The following is a 15,498-nucleotide window of genomic DNA, read 5'->3' on the forward strand; positions in this document are numbered from 1 at the left end:
ATCCACAAACAAAGGAATCCAGATGGGTATCAAGCAAGGGCTTGAGCAAGGCATTAAACGTGGTGTAAAAAATACACAAATCAAAATAGCGATTAAAATGCTTATAAGAAATAATCAAACGCTTGAAGAAATATCTGAGATTGTCGGATTAGACTTAAATGCATTAAGAGAACTAAAAAAGAATATTTGATTGAATGGATGTGCAATCACATCCATTTTTTACAAAGTGTTGAGGAAATGTTCAACAAAGGCATTGCACTAAATCAATTTGAAGTATATCAAACCATGTTAGATAAAGATTTCAGTGTTAAAGTTATCGCATCAATTTTCTCAGTGAGTGAAGAATTGATTAAAACTCTATTGATGAGAACTTAAAAATTGTAGTATAATTTTTATTGGGAATGAAGTTTTCCCGTAGTTTAATACTAAAACCGCTTTTTATAGGCTGATGACTTCTGTGTTTTTTTAACGCGGAAACCATCAGCTTTTCTGCGTTTTGAAAGGAGAGATTAAATGCTGATAAGTTTATCTTATATTTTTCTTGTAGGAATATTTTTATCTTGGTTATGTAAAAAGATAGGATTACCTGGGTTATTAGGAATGATATTTACGGGGATTCTTTTAGGGCCTTATTGTCTTGGCTTGATTGATTCTTCATTATTGATTATATCAAGTGAATTAAGAAAGATTGCATTAATTATTATATTGATGCGAGCTGGATTGAATCTGGATCTAAGTGATTTAAAAAAAGTTGGAAGACCAGCCATATTGATGTGTTTTGTGCCAGCATGCTTTGAAATGGTTGGAATGATTATTTTAGCACCAAATTTATTAGGAATTTCTTTATTGGATGCTGCCATAATGGGAAGTGTTGTTGCAGCAGTGAGTCCTGCAGTCATTGTTCCAAAAATGTTACAACTTATGGAAGAAGGATATGGAACAAAGGAAAGCATTCCCCAATTGATTTTGGCTGGAGCTAGTGTTGACGACGTATTTGTGATTGTGATGTTTACAGTATTTCTTGGTTTAGCTCAAGGTGAAAGTATTAATGTTTTAAGCTTTGTGAATATTCCACTATCCATTCTAACAGGTATTATATGTGGAGCATTATTGGGAAAAGGACTTGCGATTTTCTTTAAGAAAAACCATATGCGAGATACAGTTAAAATTCTAGTTTTATTAAGTGTTGCATTTATCTTAGTAACACTTGAAGATGTATTGCCAATTCCGTTTTCAGGCTTGATTGCGATTATGTTTATGGGAATCTTCTTACAAAGAAATCATTCGATTGTATCTAAAAGATTATCTGTTAAATTTAATAAGTTATGGGTTGGTGAGGAAGTCTTATTATTTGTGTTAGTCGGTGCTTGTGTAAACATTTCTTATGCATTAAAAGCAGGCGTAATGGCTATTCTATTAGTATTTTGGGTACTTGTATTTAGAATGATTGGTGTGTTTATTTGTTTACTAAAAACATCACTAACAAAATCAGAACGCCTATTTTGTATGATTGCCTATTGTCCTAAGGCAACTGTACAAGCTGCGATAGGATCAGTTCCCTTGGCTGCAGGACTAGAATGCGGACAAATTGTATTGACTGTAGCTGTTTTATCCATCTTGATTACAGCGCCATTAGGGGCATTTTTAATTGAACATACATATAAAAAATGGTTAAAAAAAGAACAAAGATTGAATTAGTCTTTGTTCTTTTCATATATAACTTTTAATCCTTTAAAAATCAGGTTAGGATCATAGACATCGATTGATTTTGTATAGCTGCAAACAATTCTTCCTAAACCACCTGTCGCAATGACTTTTAAATCTTTGCCAACTTCTTTTTTGAATTGAGCGATGGTATATTCAACACCACCTAAAAATTGATAGAATACGCCTGCTTGCATTTCAGTCTGTGTATTTCTAGCTAAAATTGTTTTAGGGCGTTTGATTTCAATTTCAGGAAGTTGAGCGGTTTGCCCCCATAAAGCATTTGCTCCTGTTTCAATACCAACACCAATGGCACCAGCTTTAAAGCAACCATTTTCGTCTACATAATCATATGTAGTAGCTGTTCCAAAATCGGCAACTAAGATTGGTCCGCCATATTCGTTAAAGGCACCTGCGCAATCTGCAATACGGTCGGCACCTACATTTCTTGGGGTTTCTAATTGGACGCTGATTCCACTTTTTATACCAGGACCTACAATAAGAGGTTCCATACCTACGAATTTTTTAATTCCATTTGTGAAGGAATGCATTACTTTAGGAACAACACTTGAAACAATAACTGCGTCAATTTGTTTTTCGTGTACATTTGATCGGTCTAAGAAGTTTTTTAACATAAAGCCATATTCATCACTCGTTCTTCTAACTTTTGTAGTTAATCGATATGTACCGATTAACTCATCTTTGTCAAAAATACCAATAGTGATGTTTGTATTTCCAATATCTACTGTTACAAGCATTTTATTTCTCCATCTCAATCTCTTTCATTGTTTCTAATATTTTAAATCCTAATTCTTCTTTTGAACATTTAGGTAAATGTTGAGAAGTATTTTTTCTTAATAATGTTACAACATTTGTGTCTGTTTGAAAGCCTGCGCCACTTGTGAATAAGTTATTCGCTATTAACATATCACAGTTTTTAGCCTCTAATTTTTTTCTAGCATTTTCTTCTAGATTTTGTGTTTCCATCGCAAAACCACAAATGACTTGATTTTCTTTTTTGTGTTTTCCAATGTAAGCTAAGATATCTGGGTTTTTCACAAAATGGAAAGTGACTTCTTCATCAGATTTTTTGATTTTTTGATCTGCAACAATTTCAGGTCTATAATCTGCAACCGCAGCAGCCATAATAATATAGTTTTGATCATCTAGTCTTGAGGTGATTGCATCAAACATATCTTGAGCGCTTGTTACGTGCACCATATTTACATCATTAAGATCTTCTAAAGCGGTTGGCCCGGTAACTAATGTTACATTAGCTCCTAGTGCCTTGGCTGCTTTTGCAATCGCATAACCTTGTTTACCACTTGAATGATTGCTTAGAAAACGTACAGGGTCTAAGGCTTCTTGTGTTGGTCCAGCAGAAACTAAAACATTCTTTCCTTTTAAGGATTGTTCTATTTCAAATTCGTGATCAATGGCAGTCACAATATCTTGTACATCGGCAAGTTTACCTTTTCCTGTATCATTACATGCTAAATGTCCAACAACTGGTTCTACAAATTTATATCCTAGCTCTTTGGCAAGTTTAATATTTCTTTGAGTAACTTCATTTTCATACATATGAACATTCATTGCTGGGCAAATTAATTTCTTAGTATGACAAGCTAAGAAAGTTGTTGAAACAATATCATCTGCAATTCCATGAACTACTTTGGCAATGATGTTGGCAGTGGCAGGAACTAATACTATGATATCTGCCCATTTAGCTAACGTGATGTGGGCAATTGGATCTTCATTTGTTTCATCGAATAAAGAAACTTCACATTTATGTTTACTCAAAGATTCAAAGTTGATTGGTTTGACAAATTCTTGTGCATGCTTTGTCATGACAACTTTAATTTCATAATCTTTTTTGGATAGTTTGCTGACAAGATCACAGGCTTTATAAGCTGCGATTCCACCAGACACTCCTATAACAACATGTTTTTTTTCCATGATATGGTCTCCTTTGTGAATAAAATCACGTATGATTTTTTTCACTAAAGTATTATCCCATATGAATACCTTGTTTTCAAGGCACTTATTCTTACAAAAAAGGATATTTTATATTTTGTTTTCTACTATTTTGAAAAAAGTGTCTATTTTTCAAGGCTTATGGTAAAATAAACGCATGAAAATAATAGTAGCGTGTGATTCTTTTAAAGGCTGTATGTCTTCAAAAGAAGTAGAAGAGAATATTAAAAATGGTATTTTAAAGGCGAATTGCGAACATGAAGTTTTGACTTTTCCTATGGCTGATGGAGGAGAAGGAACTGCCATGGTTTTTTGTGAAATTATTAAAGGAAAAACAACAGAAGTATTAACTGTAGATGCTTATGGAAAAAATATGTTTACGAATTACTGTATTTCACAAGATGGAGAACTTGCCATAATGGATGTGGCAAGTTGTATAGGCTTAAACATGACACCAAAAGAAAAAAGAAATCCAATGATCGCATCGAGTCGAGGCGTAGGTATTATGATGAAGGATGCGATTACAAGAGGGTGTAAAAAAATAATCATTGGTTTAGGCGGTAGTGCTACTAATGATGGTGGTATGGGAATTCTAAGTGAGTTTGGTATTCGCTTTTATAATTCGAAAAGAGAATTGCTGGTGCCTAGTGTTTATGCATTAACTCAAATTGCTTTTGTTGATAAGCGATATGCTAGACTTCCAAAAGGAATTGAAATTATTTGTGCGTGTGATGTGAAAAATCATTTGTTAGGTAGAAATGGGGCTACATATATTTTTGGCAAGCAAAAAGGGATTTATTTAAATCAAATGAATGAAGTTGAAAAAGGTATGACTCATTATTGCTCAAAATTGAAACAAACATTTCACGTAAATGTGAATGAATTTGAAGGCTCTGGAGCAGCAGGTGGTATAGGTTCTGTATTATTAGGGGTTATGAAAGCAAGGATGGTTCCTGGAATCGATTTAGTTGTTGAATATTCTGGCTTAAAAGAACATCTTCAAAATGCAGATTTAGTGATTACTGGAGAAGGACAAACAGATGCTCAAACATTATATGGTAAACTTCCTTTAGGTATTGCACATCTTGCTAGAGCATACAATGTGCCATGTATCTGTTTAAGTGGTGCATTGGGATTAGGCTATCAAGATATGTATGATGAGGGTATGATTGGAATCTTTTCAAGTGCAGATCGTGCTATGACTTTTCAAATGGCTTTACAAACAGGTAATGAAAAACTAGAGGCATTGGCATTTAGTTTAACTAAATTTATGGATGGTATTAGAAAGTAGGTTTTTTAATGAAAAAGATATTCACTTTATTATGTGCCTTTGTACTATGCTTAAGTCTTGTTGGATGTGGGGCAAAAACACCTTTTGAAATCAAGGAGATTTCGGCAACTAAATTGCAAAAGAAATTAGATAACAAGGAATCTTTTGTGGTAATTATTGAACGAGAGAATTGTCCTTTTTGTGAGGCTTTACAAGAATATATTGACAAAACAAAAGATGAACATCCTAATCTAATCCTTTATAAAATTGATTCAACAGATTATGGATTTAGTAAAGTCAGTGCAGACTCTAAACAACTTAAAAGCTCAACAGAAGATGGTAAAATCATATTAGACATGGCCCCTTATTTCTTGTATACACCAACATTGTATGTTATACAAAATGGTAAGGCTAAACATGCTGGGATTGGATACAACGAAAATGATAATTCGATTAGTTTGTGGGATGTGGATTCAACAATTGATTTTGATAATGCGGATACACAAGAGTTCTGGGAGTTTTTAGAAACATATGAATAAGAAAAATATTACAATTATAGCCACTGGTGGTACGATTGCGGGGCGTGGAAGTTTAGGTAAAAGTGCCAATTATCAAGCAGGCACATTTGATGTAGAAGAAATTGTACAGAGTATTCCACAGATTTGTGATTTAGCTAATTTGAATACGATTCAACTATGTAATGTGGATTCGAATGATATGGGCCTAGATAAATGGGTTGAATTAAGAAAGATTTGTCACGAACTAGAAAAAAATCGCTATGTTGATGGAATTGTGATTACACATGGAACAGATACATTGGAGGAAACAGCATTCTTTTTGAATTTGACATTGGCATGTCATAAACCTGTTGTCTTAACAGGGTCTATGCGACCTGCAACTGCAACAAGTGCAGATGGACCTATGAATCTATATCAAGCCGTAGCTTTAGCTTGTCATATGGAAGCTTGGCAAGCTGGCGTTTTAGCTGTTATTTCAGATACAATTTATTCAGGAAGAGATTTACAAAAAACGAATAGTTACAAAACAGATGCATTTAAAATGGGAGAATTTGGTTCTCTAGGTTATATGCGTGATGATCATGTATATTTGTTGAGTGCACCATTTAAAAAACATACATTTCAAACTATTTTTTCAAAGATGGAATTTGAAACATTACCAAAAGTAGAAATCTTTTATGTACATACAGATTCAGATTCAGAATTATTAGAGTATATGTTAAATAAATATGATGGCTTAGTATTGGCCGGTACAGGTTCTGGTAATTATCCTACAAAGATAAAAGATGTTTTAGAAAACTATACAGGAGAATGTACAGTTGTACGTGCAAGTCGTGTGTTAGAGGGAGCTGTTTTTGATTCAGATGTATTTGATTCAAAACAAGTGACAATTCCTGCATACAAATTTTCAGCACAAAAAGCTAGAATTTTATTAATGTTGGCATTAAATTGTACTAAAAACCATGAAACAATTAAATCATTCTTCCAAGAATATTGAAAAAATTTTCTCATATTGAAAAATATTTTCTAAATGCTATAATAATTAATAGACTATTACAAGATAGGAGGTTATTATGCAGCAATTAGAAAATAATGCATACTTTTGGCAAAAACTTGATACGCTATTGTTATCTAGCAGTTGTACGATTGACCGACCCAAAGGAAGTACTCACTATAAATTTACAAATTTAGTTTATCCTGTGGATTACGGTTTTCTTTCAGATACATTTGGTTCAGATCAAAAACCAATTGACGTTTTCAAAGGTTCTATCGCAACAAATAATGTAGATGCGATTGTAATTACAGCTGACATTTTGAAAAAAGATTGTATTGTAAAATTATTAGTGGGTTGTACAGAAGAAGAAACAATGCGTATTCTAGAATTCTTAGATCAAACAGAGTTCCAAAAGGCTATTTTAGTACGTAGAGGTAATGAGACGCCTTCTTGGTCAAATAATGATTAAAGAATGAAAGACAAGTCTTAGGATTTGTCTTTTTTCTATGCAATTTAATGGAAAAATAAAGCTAGTTGTTCTAGAATAAGAGTAGATAGGAGGTCTTAATTATGGAATTAAAAGGATCTAAAACAGAAAAGAATTTAATGGCTGCTTTTGCAGGTGAATCTCAGGCGTGTGTTAAGTATCAATATTATGCTTCACAAGCTAAAAAAGATGGTTATGTAAAGATTCAGAACATTTTCACTGAAACATCCAATAATGAAAAAGAACATGCTAAATTATGGTTTAAAGCTTTACATGGTGGAAAGGTGCCAACAACTGCAGAAAATTTAAAAGATGCGGCAGCTGGTGAAAATTACGAATGGACTGATATGTATGCAACAATGGCTAAAGAAGCTCGTGAAGAAGGATTTGATGATATCGCTACCTTATTTGAAGGTGTAGGTGCTATTGAAAAACATCACGAAGCTCGTTATAAAGCTATGTTGAAAGATGTAGAAGAAAATGCAATGTTTAAAAAATCAACTTCAACTGTATGGATTTGTTTAAACTGTGGACACATTCACTATGGTGAAACAGCTCCATTGGTATGTCCAGTATGTAATCATCCACAAGCATATTTCCAAGAATTAAAAGATCATTACGAATAATAATATCTCGAGGCAGCTTAGGCTGTCTTTTCTTATCCTTGAAAGTTGTGCTAAAATAATTCTATGGAAATAATAGAGGCAATTGAAAAATTAAAAGACAATCATGCACTAATATGTTTAGAGAATCGTGCGTTGATTAAAATGGAAAAAGAAAAAATTTATATATGGCATAGTCAGTGGCATTCAAAGCTTTCAAGAAATGATTTTATTTCATTATTTCAACAGAATACATTTGAAGTTTATGATAATGATCATGGTATTGATATGGAAAAAGATGAAGAGTATTATGCATGGCGAAATCGCTACTTGTAGAAAGGATATATTTTATGATAGGAATTGTATATAGTTCAAAAACAGGAAATACACAATCTTTGGCAAACAGTTTGAATTTTATGGAATCAAAGTATTGTGTATCTGTAGAAGATGCAAAAAATTTAGAACCTGTAGATTTATTATGCATTGGATTCTGGTGTGACAAGGGAGATTGTGATGATCAAATGAAACAATATCTTTCTACACTACGAAATCAAAATGTTTTCTTGTTTGGAACAGCTGGTTTTGGTAAGTCTAAAGAATATTTTGAGATGATTTTAAAAAATGTTCAAAGCCATTTAGATGCATCCAATTGTGTAAAGGGAACTTGGATGTGCCAAGGTAAGATGCCTTTGGCAATCCGTACAAAGTTTGAATCGAATCCTGAAATGTTGAAGAATTTTGATGAGGCTTTAAAACATCCAAACGATAAAGATGTAGATAATTTAATGAAATCTGTTAATGAAACGTTGTGAGAGCATATCACTACGCTTTTCTTGTTGCTAGGAGTATGATGTAGCCAGAAAGAAGGAATGTGCTATGTTGAGTAAGAAAGTAGCGAACTTGTTGAATAATCAAGTTAATAAAGAATTATATTCTGCTTATTTGTATTTGGATTTCGAAAATTATTATCATGATAAAAGTTTAGAGGGTTTCGCAAATTGGTATCATGTACAAGTGCAAGAAGAGATTGCACATGCTCAATTGATGATGCAATATCTTCAAGACAATGATTATAGTGTTGTTTTGGAAGCTATTAATAAGCCAAATATTACTTTAAATGAACTAAGTGATCCGTTAAAGGCAGGCTTAAAACATGAACAATACGTAACTGAATTGATTCATACTTGTTACGCAGCAGCTTATGAAGAAAAAGATTTTAGAACTATGCAGTTCTTGGATTGGTTTGTCAAAGAACAAGGAGAAGAAGAAAAGAATGCTTCGGATTTAATTTCTCGATTTGAATTGTTTGGACACGATGCCAAGGGTTTGTATGATTTAGATGCAGAGTACAAAACTCGTACATATATTGCACCAAGCATTTTATAGACAAAAAACTAAGGCGATGATTTTTGATTCATCGCTTTTTTCGTGCTTATTTCATTGTGATATATAACTTATATAATATTGACTTTACAACTGTCTTGTCAGATGTAAAGTCTGGGTGTATAATTCAAAACGATAAAATTTTTAAGGGAGGAAAATTCCATGTCTTTAAAGGAAGATGTATTGAAATTAAAAAAGGAAAAAAATGCGATTATTTTAGCGCATTATTATGTAGATGGAGCTGTACAAGATGTAGCTGATTTCGTTGGGGATTCTTATGCTTTGGCAAAGAAAGCTAAAACAACAGATGCAGATATTATTGTGTTTGCGGGCGTTAAATTTATGGGTGAAAGTGCTAAAATGTTAAATCCAGAAAAGAAAGTATTAATGCCAGATTTAAATGCAGATTGTCCAATGGCACATATGGCAAGTAAAGCTGTCATTAAGAAAATGAAAGAAGAATATGAAGATCTAGCGGTTGTATGTTATATCAACTCAACGGTTGAATTAAAAACAATGGCTGATATTTGTGTAACTAGTTCAAACGCAGTGAAGATCGTTCGTTCACTTCCAAATAAAAATATTTTCTTTATTCCAGACGGAAACTTGGGAGCTTATGTAAAGAAACAAGTACCTGAAAAGAATATTATTTTAAATGATGGATATTGTATTACGCATAAGCGTGTGACATTAAAAGATGTTGAAAAAGCACGTGAAGAACATCCAAATGTTCCAATTATCGTACATCCTGAATGTGTTAACGAAGTTGTTGAGGCAACAGATTTTGCAGGGAGTACTTCAGAATTGATTCAATATACAGTGGATAATCCAAGTAAAGAATTTGTGATTGGTACTGAACTTGGTGTCCTTCATGAAATGCAGTTACGCTCACCAGAGAAGACTTTCTATCCATTAACAGATAAATTGATCTGTATGAATATGAAGAAGGTTTCTTTAGAAAAAGTTTATGATTGCTTGTTGAATGAAACAAACGAAGTATTTGTAGATGAAGAAGTGAAGGCTATGGCTGAAAAATCATTAGATAGAATGTTGGAGTTGGCAAAATAGTATGGAAAAATTAGAGGCAGATATAGTTATTGTTGGAAGCGGAGCAAGTGGATTGTTTGCAGCTTTGCATGTTCCAAGTGATAAAAAGGTCATTATGTTGACAAAATCAGATGCTGAAAATAGTGATTCATTTTTAGCACAAGGTGGAATTTGTGTATTAAGAGACAAAAATGATTTTGATTCTTTTATGGAAGATACCATGAAGGCAGGACATTATGAAAATCGTAAAGAATCTGTTGAAATCATGATCAATTCGAGTCGTGATATTATTAATGAATTGATTGGATATGGTGTTGATTTTGCAACTAAAGATGGAGAACTAGATTACACACGTGAAGGAGCACACTCTAAACCACGTATTTTATTCCATGAAGATATTACAGGAAAAGAAATCACATCCACTTTATTAGATACGGTTCGTAAGTTAGAGAATGTTACAATCATGGAATATGTAACGATGACAGACATTGTTGAAAAAGATAATGTTTGTTATGGAGTTTTGGCAAAAGATGCCAACAACAATGAAATGTGCATTGAAGCAGGTTATACGATCTTTGCGTGTGGAGGAATTGGAGGATTGTATAATCATTCTACAAATTATCCACACTTAACAGGAGATGCCATCGCGATTGCCATTCAACATGGTATCCAGTTAGAAAATGTGGATTATGTACAGATTCACCCAACAACTTTATATACAAAGAAAAAAGGAAGAGCCTTCCTTATTAGTGAATCGGTTCGTGGTGAAGGTGCAAAGCTTTATGGAAAAGACGGAAAGCGTTTTGCGAATGAAGTATTGCCACGTGACATCATGACACAAAAGATTCGTGAACAAATGAAAAAAGATGATATGCCTTATGTTTGGATGGATATGACAGTTTTGGGTGAAGAAATCATCAAAAACCATTTTCCTCATATTTATGAAAAGTGCTTAGAAGAAGGATATGACTGTACAAAAGAGTGGATTCCAGTTACGCCAGCTCAACACTATTTTATGGGTGGAATTCATGTAGATAAAGATTCGCGTACTTCTATGTCACACTTATATGCGGTAGGAGAAACTAGCTGTAATGGAGTTCATGGAAAAAATCGCTTGGCTAGTAACTCATTACTTGAATCTTTAGTGTGGGGTAAAAGAGCAGTTGTTGATTTATTGAAAAAGGAACCGGCTTATACAAGTGATTTTGATTGTTTGGCAAATGCGACTAAGTCACATCAATTATCAAATCAAGAAAAGATGTACCATGATATGGTACTTGAAGAAATAGAAAGAGAGAGGCAAGCTCGTGGATAAAAATACAATGCGTTTAAATGTGGATCACTTATTGATCCAAGCTTTGCAGGAAGATATTACAAGTGAAGATGTTTCAACAAATGCAGTGATGCCTTCCTATCAATATGGGCAGGTACAATTGATCTGTAAAGAAGATGGAATTGTTGCAGGTCTTGAAGTGTTTGAAAGAGTCTTTTATTTGTTAGATGAAAACATGAAAGTAAAATTCTATGTAAAAGATGGGGACGCTGTTAAGAACGGTCAATTGTTAGCTGAAGTATTTGGCGATATTCGTGTTCTTTTATCAGGAGAAAGAACGGCTTTGAATTATCTTCAAAGAATGAGTGGTATTGCCACATATACAAATCGTGTCGTATCTTACTTAAAGGGTTCAAAGACAAAGTTATTAGATACAAGAAAAACAACGCCAAATATGCGTGTTTTTGAAAAATATGCAGTTCGTGTTGGTGGTGGAAACAATCATCGATATAACTTATCAGATGGTGTTATGTTAAAAGATAATCATATTGCTGCGGCTGGTTCTATCACAAATGCAGTTAAGATGGCAAAGGATTATGCTTCTTTTGTTCGTAAAATTGAAGTAGAAGTTGAAACTTTAGAACAAGTTAAGGAAGCTGTTGAAGCTGGTGCTGATATAATTATGTTGGATAACATGAGTGTTGAAAATATGAAAAAAGCAATTGAAATCATCGATGGAAGAGCCGAAACAGAATGTTCTGGAAATGTCACAAAAGAAAATATTGAAAAATTAACAGCATTAGGTGTGGACTATATTTCAAGTGGTGCCCTAACGCATTCAGCACCAATTTTAGATTTGTCTTTAAAAAACTTGCAGGTGAAATAAATGGAAAAAGAAGCTAGACTTCAAGCCATTTATGACACAATCTCAAAAAGTGAGGTGCCAGTTTCTGGAAGTGCACTTTCAAAAAAATTTCGTGTATCAAGACAAGTCATTGTGCAAGATATTGCTTTATTAAAGGCAAGAAATGTTCATATTTATGCGACACACAAAGGATATGTATGCTCACCTCAAAGAGTTCGAAGAGTATTTTCATGTTACCATTTGAATAATTGTATGGAAGAAGAAATGAATGCAATCGTAGATTGTGGTGGCTGTATTGAAAATGTATTTGTCAAACACAATGTGTATGGCAAGTTAGAGGCAAAGATGAATATTAGTTCTAGAAAACAAGTCAAAGAATTTATCGATTCTATTTCACAGAATCGGGCAAAGCCTTTAACAGATTTAACGAGCGGATATCATTGTCATACGGTGAGTGCACAATCAAAGGAAGATTTAGATTCAATTGAGGAATCATTAAGAAAACTTCATATTTTACAAGAGGCCTAATGGCCTCTTTTATGATAGAATGAATTTAGAAAGTAGTGATTTTTATGGAACAACCACCAAAATTTATGCCTGATAAAGAAATGAGTAAAATAGGCAGCTCATTATGGCTATATATCATTATGCAGCTGACACTCTCTTTTTTGTTTAGCTTTGTAGCCATGCCTTTAATCATGTATTCTTTGTATTATGATTATTCTGCAATCAATGCATGTATAGAAATGATGATTTCTTTTATATCTGGAATCATCCTGTTATGGTTTATGAGTAATTCTTTTAAACGAGGTATCAAAGATTTGAAGTTTACATTTAAACCCAAAGAGACAATAGATACAGTTGCCATGATGTATTTTTTGAATTATGCGATAGGTATTATTGGTGTTTTATTATCAAAATTTGGATTACCGGATACAAGCCCAGATTTCTCATTAAATGGAAGTTTACTCTACAACACTTTTACTTTTATCAGTGTTGTCATACTTGCACCTATATTTGAAGAATTGATATTTAGAGGTATGATTCTGCAAACATTGTCTAAATATAATAAAATGTTCGCCATTGTTGTGACATCATTATTATTTGGATTGCTACACTTGAATATGACGCAAGCCATACCTGCTTTCTTTATGAGTCTAGTACTATGTTACATGTACCTTAAATCGGATAGTATTTTAGTTACTATATTAGCTCATGCAGGTAATAACTTTTTAGCTCTAATGTCGGCTTATTCAAATAATATTATGATTACAGTTTTAGTACTGTCACTAGTGATTTATGGATTAATCACAGTGGTATTAAAGTCAAAAGAAATCAATGAATTTATTAAAGAAGAGAAGACAAATGATAATTGGTATGCGAGATTCTTTAAGCGAATCCCCAACATTCTGTATTTAATATTTACGATTCTTTGGATTGTCATTTCATTATTCATGAATATGTTTTAAAAAGAGGACATCTCCTATTATTGGAAATGTCCTTTATTGGTTGTCTTTCTTTAATTCGTCAAATTTTTGTTTCATTGTAGGATTGTTACGCGTTAGACGTTTGATTGTAAGATCCTCAGCTTTATTATTTGCCAACTGTAATTGTCTTTCACTCGATAATAAAGCTTCTTTTGTTTTTTGAAGATGTGAAATTGTTTTATCGATTTCTTCAATAGCTATGTTGAATTTTTTAGAAGCCAATTCGTAATTTCTTGAGAACTTCTGCTTAAAATCATTCATGCTCTCTTCAAAATTTGTGATATCAATATTTTGATTACGCACCAACTGTAATTCATTTTTATACTGCATAGAATTCAATGCAGCATTTCTTAAAATGGTGATCATTGGAATAAAGAACTGGGGACGGATCACATACATTTTTGGATAGCGATGCGATTTGTCGACTATGCCTGTATTATACAATTCATTCTCAGGTTCTAACATAGAAACAAGAACAGCATATTCACAATTCTTTTCATTACGATCTTTATCTAATTCTTTTAAGAAATCTTCGTTTTTATGTTTTGTAGCCGTTTTATCATTTTCGTTTTTCATTTCAAACATAATGGAAATGATTTCTACACCATTCTCATCTAACTCTCGATAGATATAGTCACCTTTAGATCCTGTACGAGCGTCGTTATCTTTTTCAAAGTATGCATTTTGAAAACCCGTCGCACGAAGCTTATTAAATTCAATTTCACAATGCTGTTCTAAAGATTCACCGATCATCTTAGTGGATTGTTTCAATTTAAAATCTTTATAGTAGGCAATTTGCTCATCTTTGGTTTGTAGTAAAGTATCATATTTTTCCTGCAAGCTCTTTTCTTGAAGCTGATATTTCATTTTATCCTGCTCGATTTGATTTTGTAGGTCTTGTTTAATACTCTTTACATTCAATTCATTTTCAACCTTTGCCTTATCCATATTTTGTTTTAAAGACTGGATTTCAAGATTCTTTTTATTTAACTGAGATTGGTATGTATTTTCTAGATTTGCCTTTAATACTTTTTCGTTGTTTGAAATGTTGTTCTTTAAGGCTTGAATTTCATTTTCCTTTGCCTGCAGCTGTAATTTATATTCTTGTTCAGTCTTAGATTCGTTGATTTTATTTTGTGAAAGGATTTGATCAAGCTTGGCATTTAATTTAGAAATCTCTAAATCTTTTTGATTTAATTGCTCCTGATATTCTTTTTGTGTTTCAGATTTTGTTAATTGTGTACTCGCTTCTAGTTTTTCTTTTAATGAAATGACTTCTTGTTCTTTATCATTTTGTTTTTGATTAAAATCCGATTGTAGCTGTTTGATTTCAAGTTCTTTATTTGCCTGAAGTTCTTTGATTTCTAAAGCCTTCTGATTTAATTTAGACTCATACTCTTTTTCTAATTTAGATTGAATGATTTGATTGGAATTTTTTTGTCTTTCATTTAATTCTTTTTCAAATTCTTCATTACGAACCTGTTGTAAGATTTCATGGTACTGACTCTCATCAACTTGAAATACGGTTCCGCAATTTGGACATTTTATTTGACTCATAAGCTACCTCCATATTATTTGTATTATAATCAATAAATTGACAGTATTCATGTCTAAAACTAAATTAATTATAATATTTAAAAAAAATCAAAAAAAGACTTGCATAATATAAAATCACATGGTATATTAAATAGGCATTCAGCGAATGGGCCTGTAGCTCAGGTGGTTAGAGCGCACCCCTGATAAGGGTGAGGTCGTTGGTTCAAGTCCATTCAGGCCCACCATTTGCTGAAGATATGGGGTGTTAGCTCAGCTGGGAGAGCACCTGCCTTGCACGCAGGGGGTCATCGGTTCGATCCCGATACGCTCCACCAATTTTAAAATGTAAGTCATCTTC

General features: G+C 32.9%; 18 protein-coding genes, 2 tRNA genes, 1 pseudogene and 1 riboswitch. Of the genes and pseudogenes, 18 read left to right on the top strand and 3 right to left on the bottom strand.

Going from position 1 to position 15,498, the window contains the following annotated elements; all coding sequences use genetic code 11:
* The 3 genes and pseudogenes from Q3907_RS01250 to Q3907_RS01260 all read left to right on the top strand — a co-directional run.
* Window positions 1-190: pseudogene (locus Q3907_RS01250) on the top strand (hypothetical protein); the annotation flags it as partial.
* Window positions 187-375: a hypothetical protein gene (locus tag Q3907_RS01255; RefSeq protein ID WP_301896850.1), complete on the top strand. Its 189-nt coding sequence runs from the start codon at window positions 187-189 to the stop codon at window positions 373-375. The pseudogene Q3907_RS01250 and the gene Q3907_RS01255, both read left to right, overlap by 4 nt.
* Window positions 376-388: 13 nt before the next feature.
* A riboswitch (Fluoride riboswitch) is annotated at window positions 389-465 on the top strand.
* Between the two features lie 48 nt (window positions 466-513).
* A complete protein-coding gene (locus tag Q3907_RS01260; protein WP_301896851.1) occupies window positions 514-1,698 on the top strand; it encodes a sodium:proton antiporter in 1,185 nt (394 codons plus the stop codon).
* Here Q3907_RS01260 and Q3907_RS01265 read toward each other — a convergent pair.
* The gene (locus Q3907_RS01265; RefSeq protein WP_295561447.1) at window positions 1,695-2,462 is read right to left on the bottom strand and encodes a type III pantothenate kinase; all 768 of its coding nucleotides are present in this window, start codon (window positions 2,460-2,462) and stop codon (window positions 1,695-1,697) included. The genes Q3907_RS01260 and Q3907_RS01265 overlap by 4 nt on opposite strands.
* Before the next feature lies 1 nt (window position 2,463).
* Window positions 2,464-3,660 (bottom strand): bifunctional phosphopantothenoylcysteine decarboxylase/phosphopantothenate--cysteine ligase CoaBC, encoded by a 1,197-nt coding sequence (coaBC, locus tag Q3907_RS01270; protein ID WP_295645725.1) that lies wholly within the window; start codon window positions 3,658-3,660, stop codon window positions 2,464-2,466.
* A 175-nt stretch (window positions 3,661-3,835) separates the two neighbouring features.
* On the opposite strand from coaBC, the gene Q3907_RS01275 reads away from it, so the two are divergent.
* From Q3907_RS01275 to Q3907_RS01335, 13 genes are all read left to right on the top strand, one after another.
* Window positions 3,836-4,969 carry a glycerate kinase gene (locus Q3907_RS01275; protein ID WP_301896852.1) on the top strand — a complete coding sequence of 378 codons (1,134 nt, stop codon included), beginning with the start codon at window positions 3,836-3,838 and terminating at the stop codon, window positions 4,967-4,969.
* An 8-nt stretch (window positions 4,970-4,977) separates the two neighbouring features.
* Entirely contained in the window at window positions 4,978-5,487 is a 510-nt protein-coding gene (locus Q3907_RS01280) for a hypothetical protein (RefSeq protein ID WP_295561443.1), read from the top strand.
* The gene (locus Q3907_RS01285) at window positions 5,480-6,463 is read left to right on the top strand and encodes an asparaginase (RefSeq protein WP_295645719.1); all 984 of its coding nucleotides are present in this window, start codon (window positions 5,480-5,482) and stop codon (window positions 6,461-6,463) included. The genes Q3907_RS01280 and Q3907_RS01285 overlap by 8 nt, the downstream gene beginning before the upstream one ends.
* Window positions 6,464-6,539: 76 nt before the next feature.
* Entirely contained in the window at window positions 6,540-6,929 is a 390-nt protein-coding gene (locus Q3907_RS01290; protein ID WP_295561439.1) for an Inorganic pyrophosphatase, read from the top strand.
* Window positions 6,930-7,030: 101 nt separating this feature from the next.
* Window positions 7,031-7,573 (top strand): rubrerythrin, encoded by a 543-nt coding sequence (gene rbr, locus Q3907_RS01295; protein ID WP_301896853.1) that lies wholly within the window; start codon window positions 7,031-7,033, stop codon window positions 7,571-7,573.
* Between the two features lie 63 nt (window positions 7,574-7,636).
* Window positions 7,637-7,885: a hypothetical protein gene (locus Q3907_RS01300; protein ID WP_295561437.1), complete on the top strand. Its 249-nt coding sequence runs from the start codon at window positions 7,637-7,639 to the stop codon at window positions 7,883-7,885.
* Between the two features lie 14 nt (window positions 7,886-7,899).
* The gene (gene bilS, locus Q3907_RS01305; protein WP_301896854.1) at window positions 7,900-8,361 is read left to right on the top strand and encodes a flavodoxin family protein BilS; all 462 of its coding nucleotides are present in this window, start codon (window positions 7,900-7,902) and stop codon (window positions 8,359-8,361) included.
* Window positions 8,362-8,425: 64 nt separating this feature from the next.
* Complete coding sequence (locus tag Q3907_RS01310) at window positions 8,426-8,935, top strand: ferritin (RefSeq protein WP_301896855.1); 510 nt, start codon at window positions 8,426-8,428, stop codon at window positions 8,933-8,935.
* A gap of 159 nt (window positions 8,936-9,094) precedes the next feature.
* Window positions 9,095-10,000 (top strand): quinolinate synthase NadA, encoded by a 906-nt coding sequence (nadA, locus tag Q3907_RS01315; protein WP_301896856.1) that lies wholly within the window; start codon window positions 9,095-9,097, stop codon window positions 9,998-10,000.
* Window position 10,001: 1 nt separating this feature from the next.
* Window positions 10,002-11,294: an L-aspartate oxidase gene (locus Q3907_RS01320; protein ID WP_301896858.1), complete on the top strand. Its 1,293-nt coding sequence runs from the start codon at window positions 10,002-10,004 to the stop codon at window positions 11,292-11,294.
* Window positions 11,287-12,138, top strand: a complete 852-nt coding sequence (gene nadC, locus Q3907_RS01325; RefSeq protein ID WP_295645709.1) for a carboxylating nicotinate-nucleotide diphosphorylase — start codon at window positions 11,287-11,289, stop codon at window positions 12,136-12,138. The genes Q3907_RS01320 and nadC overlap by 8 nt, the downstream gene beginning before the upstream one ends.
* Window positions 12,139-12,645: a transcription repressor NadR gene (locus tag Q3907_RS01330; RefSeq protein ID WP_301896860.1), complete on the top strand. Its 507-nt coding sequence runs from the start codon at window positions 12,139-12,141 to the stop codon at window positions 12,643-12,645.
* Window positions 12,646-12,689: 44 nt separating this feature from the next.
* A complete protein-coding gene (locus Q3907_RS01335; protein WP_295645705.1) occupies window positions 12,690-13,586 on the top strand; it encodes a CPBP family intramembrane glutamic endopeptidase in 897 nt (298 codons plus the stop codon).
* Window positions 13,587-13,619: 33 nt separating this feature from the next.
* On the opposite strand, the gene Q3907_RS01340 is transcribed toward Q3907_RS01335, so the two are convergent.
* Window positions 13,620-15,161, bottom strand: a complete 1,542-nt coding sequence (locus tag Q3907_RS01340; protein ID WP_301896861.1) for a DUF2130 domain-containing protein — start codon at window positions 15,159-15,161, stop codon at window positions 13,620-13,622.
* A gap of 147 nt (window positions 15,162-15,308) precedes the next feature.
* Between Q3907_RS01340 and Q3907_RS01345 the strand changes: the two genes are divergently transcribed.
* Together Q3907_RS01345 and Q3907_RS01350 are read left to right on the top strand one after the other, a co-directional pair.
* Window positions 15,309-15,385, top strand: a tRNA-Ile gene (locus Q3907_RS01345).
* Between the two features lie 14 nt (window positions 15,386-15,399).
* A tRNA-Ala gene (locus tag Q3907_RS01350) sits at window positions 15,400-15,475 on the top strand.
* Window positions 15,476-15,498 lie beyond the last annotated feature (23 nt).

It is taken from the genome of uncultured Holdemanella sp. (genome assembly GCF_958348295.1).
In the GTDB taxonomy this organism is placed as follows: domain Bacteria; phylum Bacillota_I; class Bacilli_A; order Erysipelotrichales; family Erysipelotrichaceae; genus Holdemanella.

What these genes read in the sequence shown, in the direction of transcription:
- Q3907_RS01260 (WP_301896851.1), top strand. Translation starts at nt 514, where the DNA reads ATGCTGATAAGTTTATCTTATATTTTTCTTGTAGGAATATTTTTATCT.
- Q3907_RS01265 (WP_295561447.1), bottom strand. Translation starts at nt 2,462, where the DNA reads ATGCTTGTAACAGTAGATATTGGAAATACAAACATCACTATTGGTATT.
- coaBC (WP_295645725.1), bottom strand. Translation starts at nt 3,660, where the DNA reads ATGGAAAAAAAACATGTTGTTATAGGAGTGTCTGGTGGAATCGCAGCT.
- Q3907_RS01275 (WP_301896852.1), top strand. Translation starts at nt 3,836, where the DNA reads ATGAAAATAATAGTAGCGTGTGATTCTTTTAAAGGCTGTATGTCTTCA.
- Q3907_RS01280 (WP_295561443.1), top strand. Translation starts at nt 4,978, where the DNA reads ATGAAAAAGATATTCACTTTATTATGTGCCTTTGTACTATGCTTAAGT.
- Q3907_RS01285 (WP_295645719.1), top strand. Translation starts at nt 5,480, where the DNA reads ATGAATAAGAAAAATATTACAATTATAGCCACTGGTGGTACGATTGCG.
- Q3907_RS01290 (WP_295561439.1), top strand. Translation starts at nt 6,540, where the DNA reads ATGCAGCAATTAGAAAATAATGCATACTTTTGGCAAAAACTTGATACG.
- rbr (WP_301896853.1), top strand. Translation starts at nt 7,031, where the DNA reads ATGGAATTAAAAGGATCTAAAACAGAAAAGAATTTAATGGCTGCTTTT.
- Q3907_RS01300 (WP_295561437.1), top strand. Translation starts at nt 7,637, where the DNA reads ATGGAAATAATAGAGGCAATTGAAAAATTAAAAGACAATCATGCACTA.
- bilS (WP_301896854.1), top strand. Translation starts at nt 7,900, where the DNA reads ATGATAGGAATTGTATATAGTTCAAAAACAGGAAATACACAATCTTTG.
- Q3907_RS01310 (WP_301896855.1), top strand. Translation starts at nt 8,426, where the DNA reads ATGTTGAGTAAGAAAGTAGCGAACTTGTTGAATAATCAAGTTAATAAA.
- nadA (WP_301896856.1), top strand. Translation starts at nt 9,095, where the DNA reads ATGTCTTTAAAGGAAGATGTATTGAAATTAAAAAAGGAAAAAAATGCG.
- Q3907_RS01320 (WP_301896858.1), top strand. Translation starts at nt 10,002, where the DNA reads ATGGAAAAATTAGAGGCAGATATAGTTATTGTTGGAAGCGGAGCAAGT.
- Q3907_RS01330 (WP_301896860.1), top strand. Translation starts at nt 12,139, where the DNA reads ATGGAAAAAGAAGCTAGACTTCAAGCCATTTATGACACAATCTCAAAA.
- Q3907_RS01335 (WP_295645705.1), top strand. Translation starts at nt 12,690, where the DNA reads ATGGAACAACCACCAAAATTTATGCCTGATAAAGAAATGAGTAAAATA.
- Q3907_RS01340 (WP_301896861.1), bottom strand. Translation starts at nt 15,161, where the DNA reads ATGAGTCAAATAAAATGTCCAAATTGCGGAACCGTATTTCAAGTTGAT.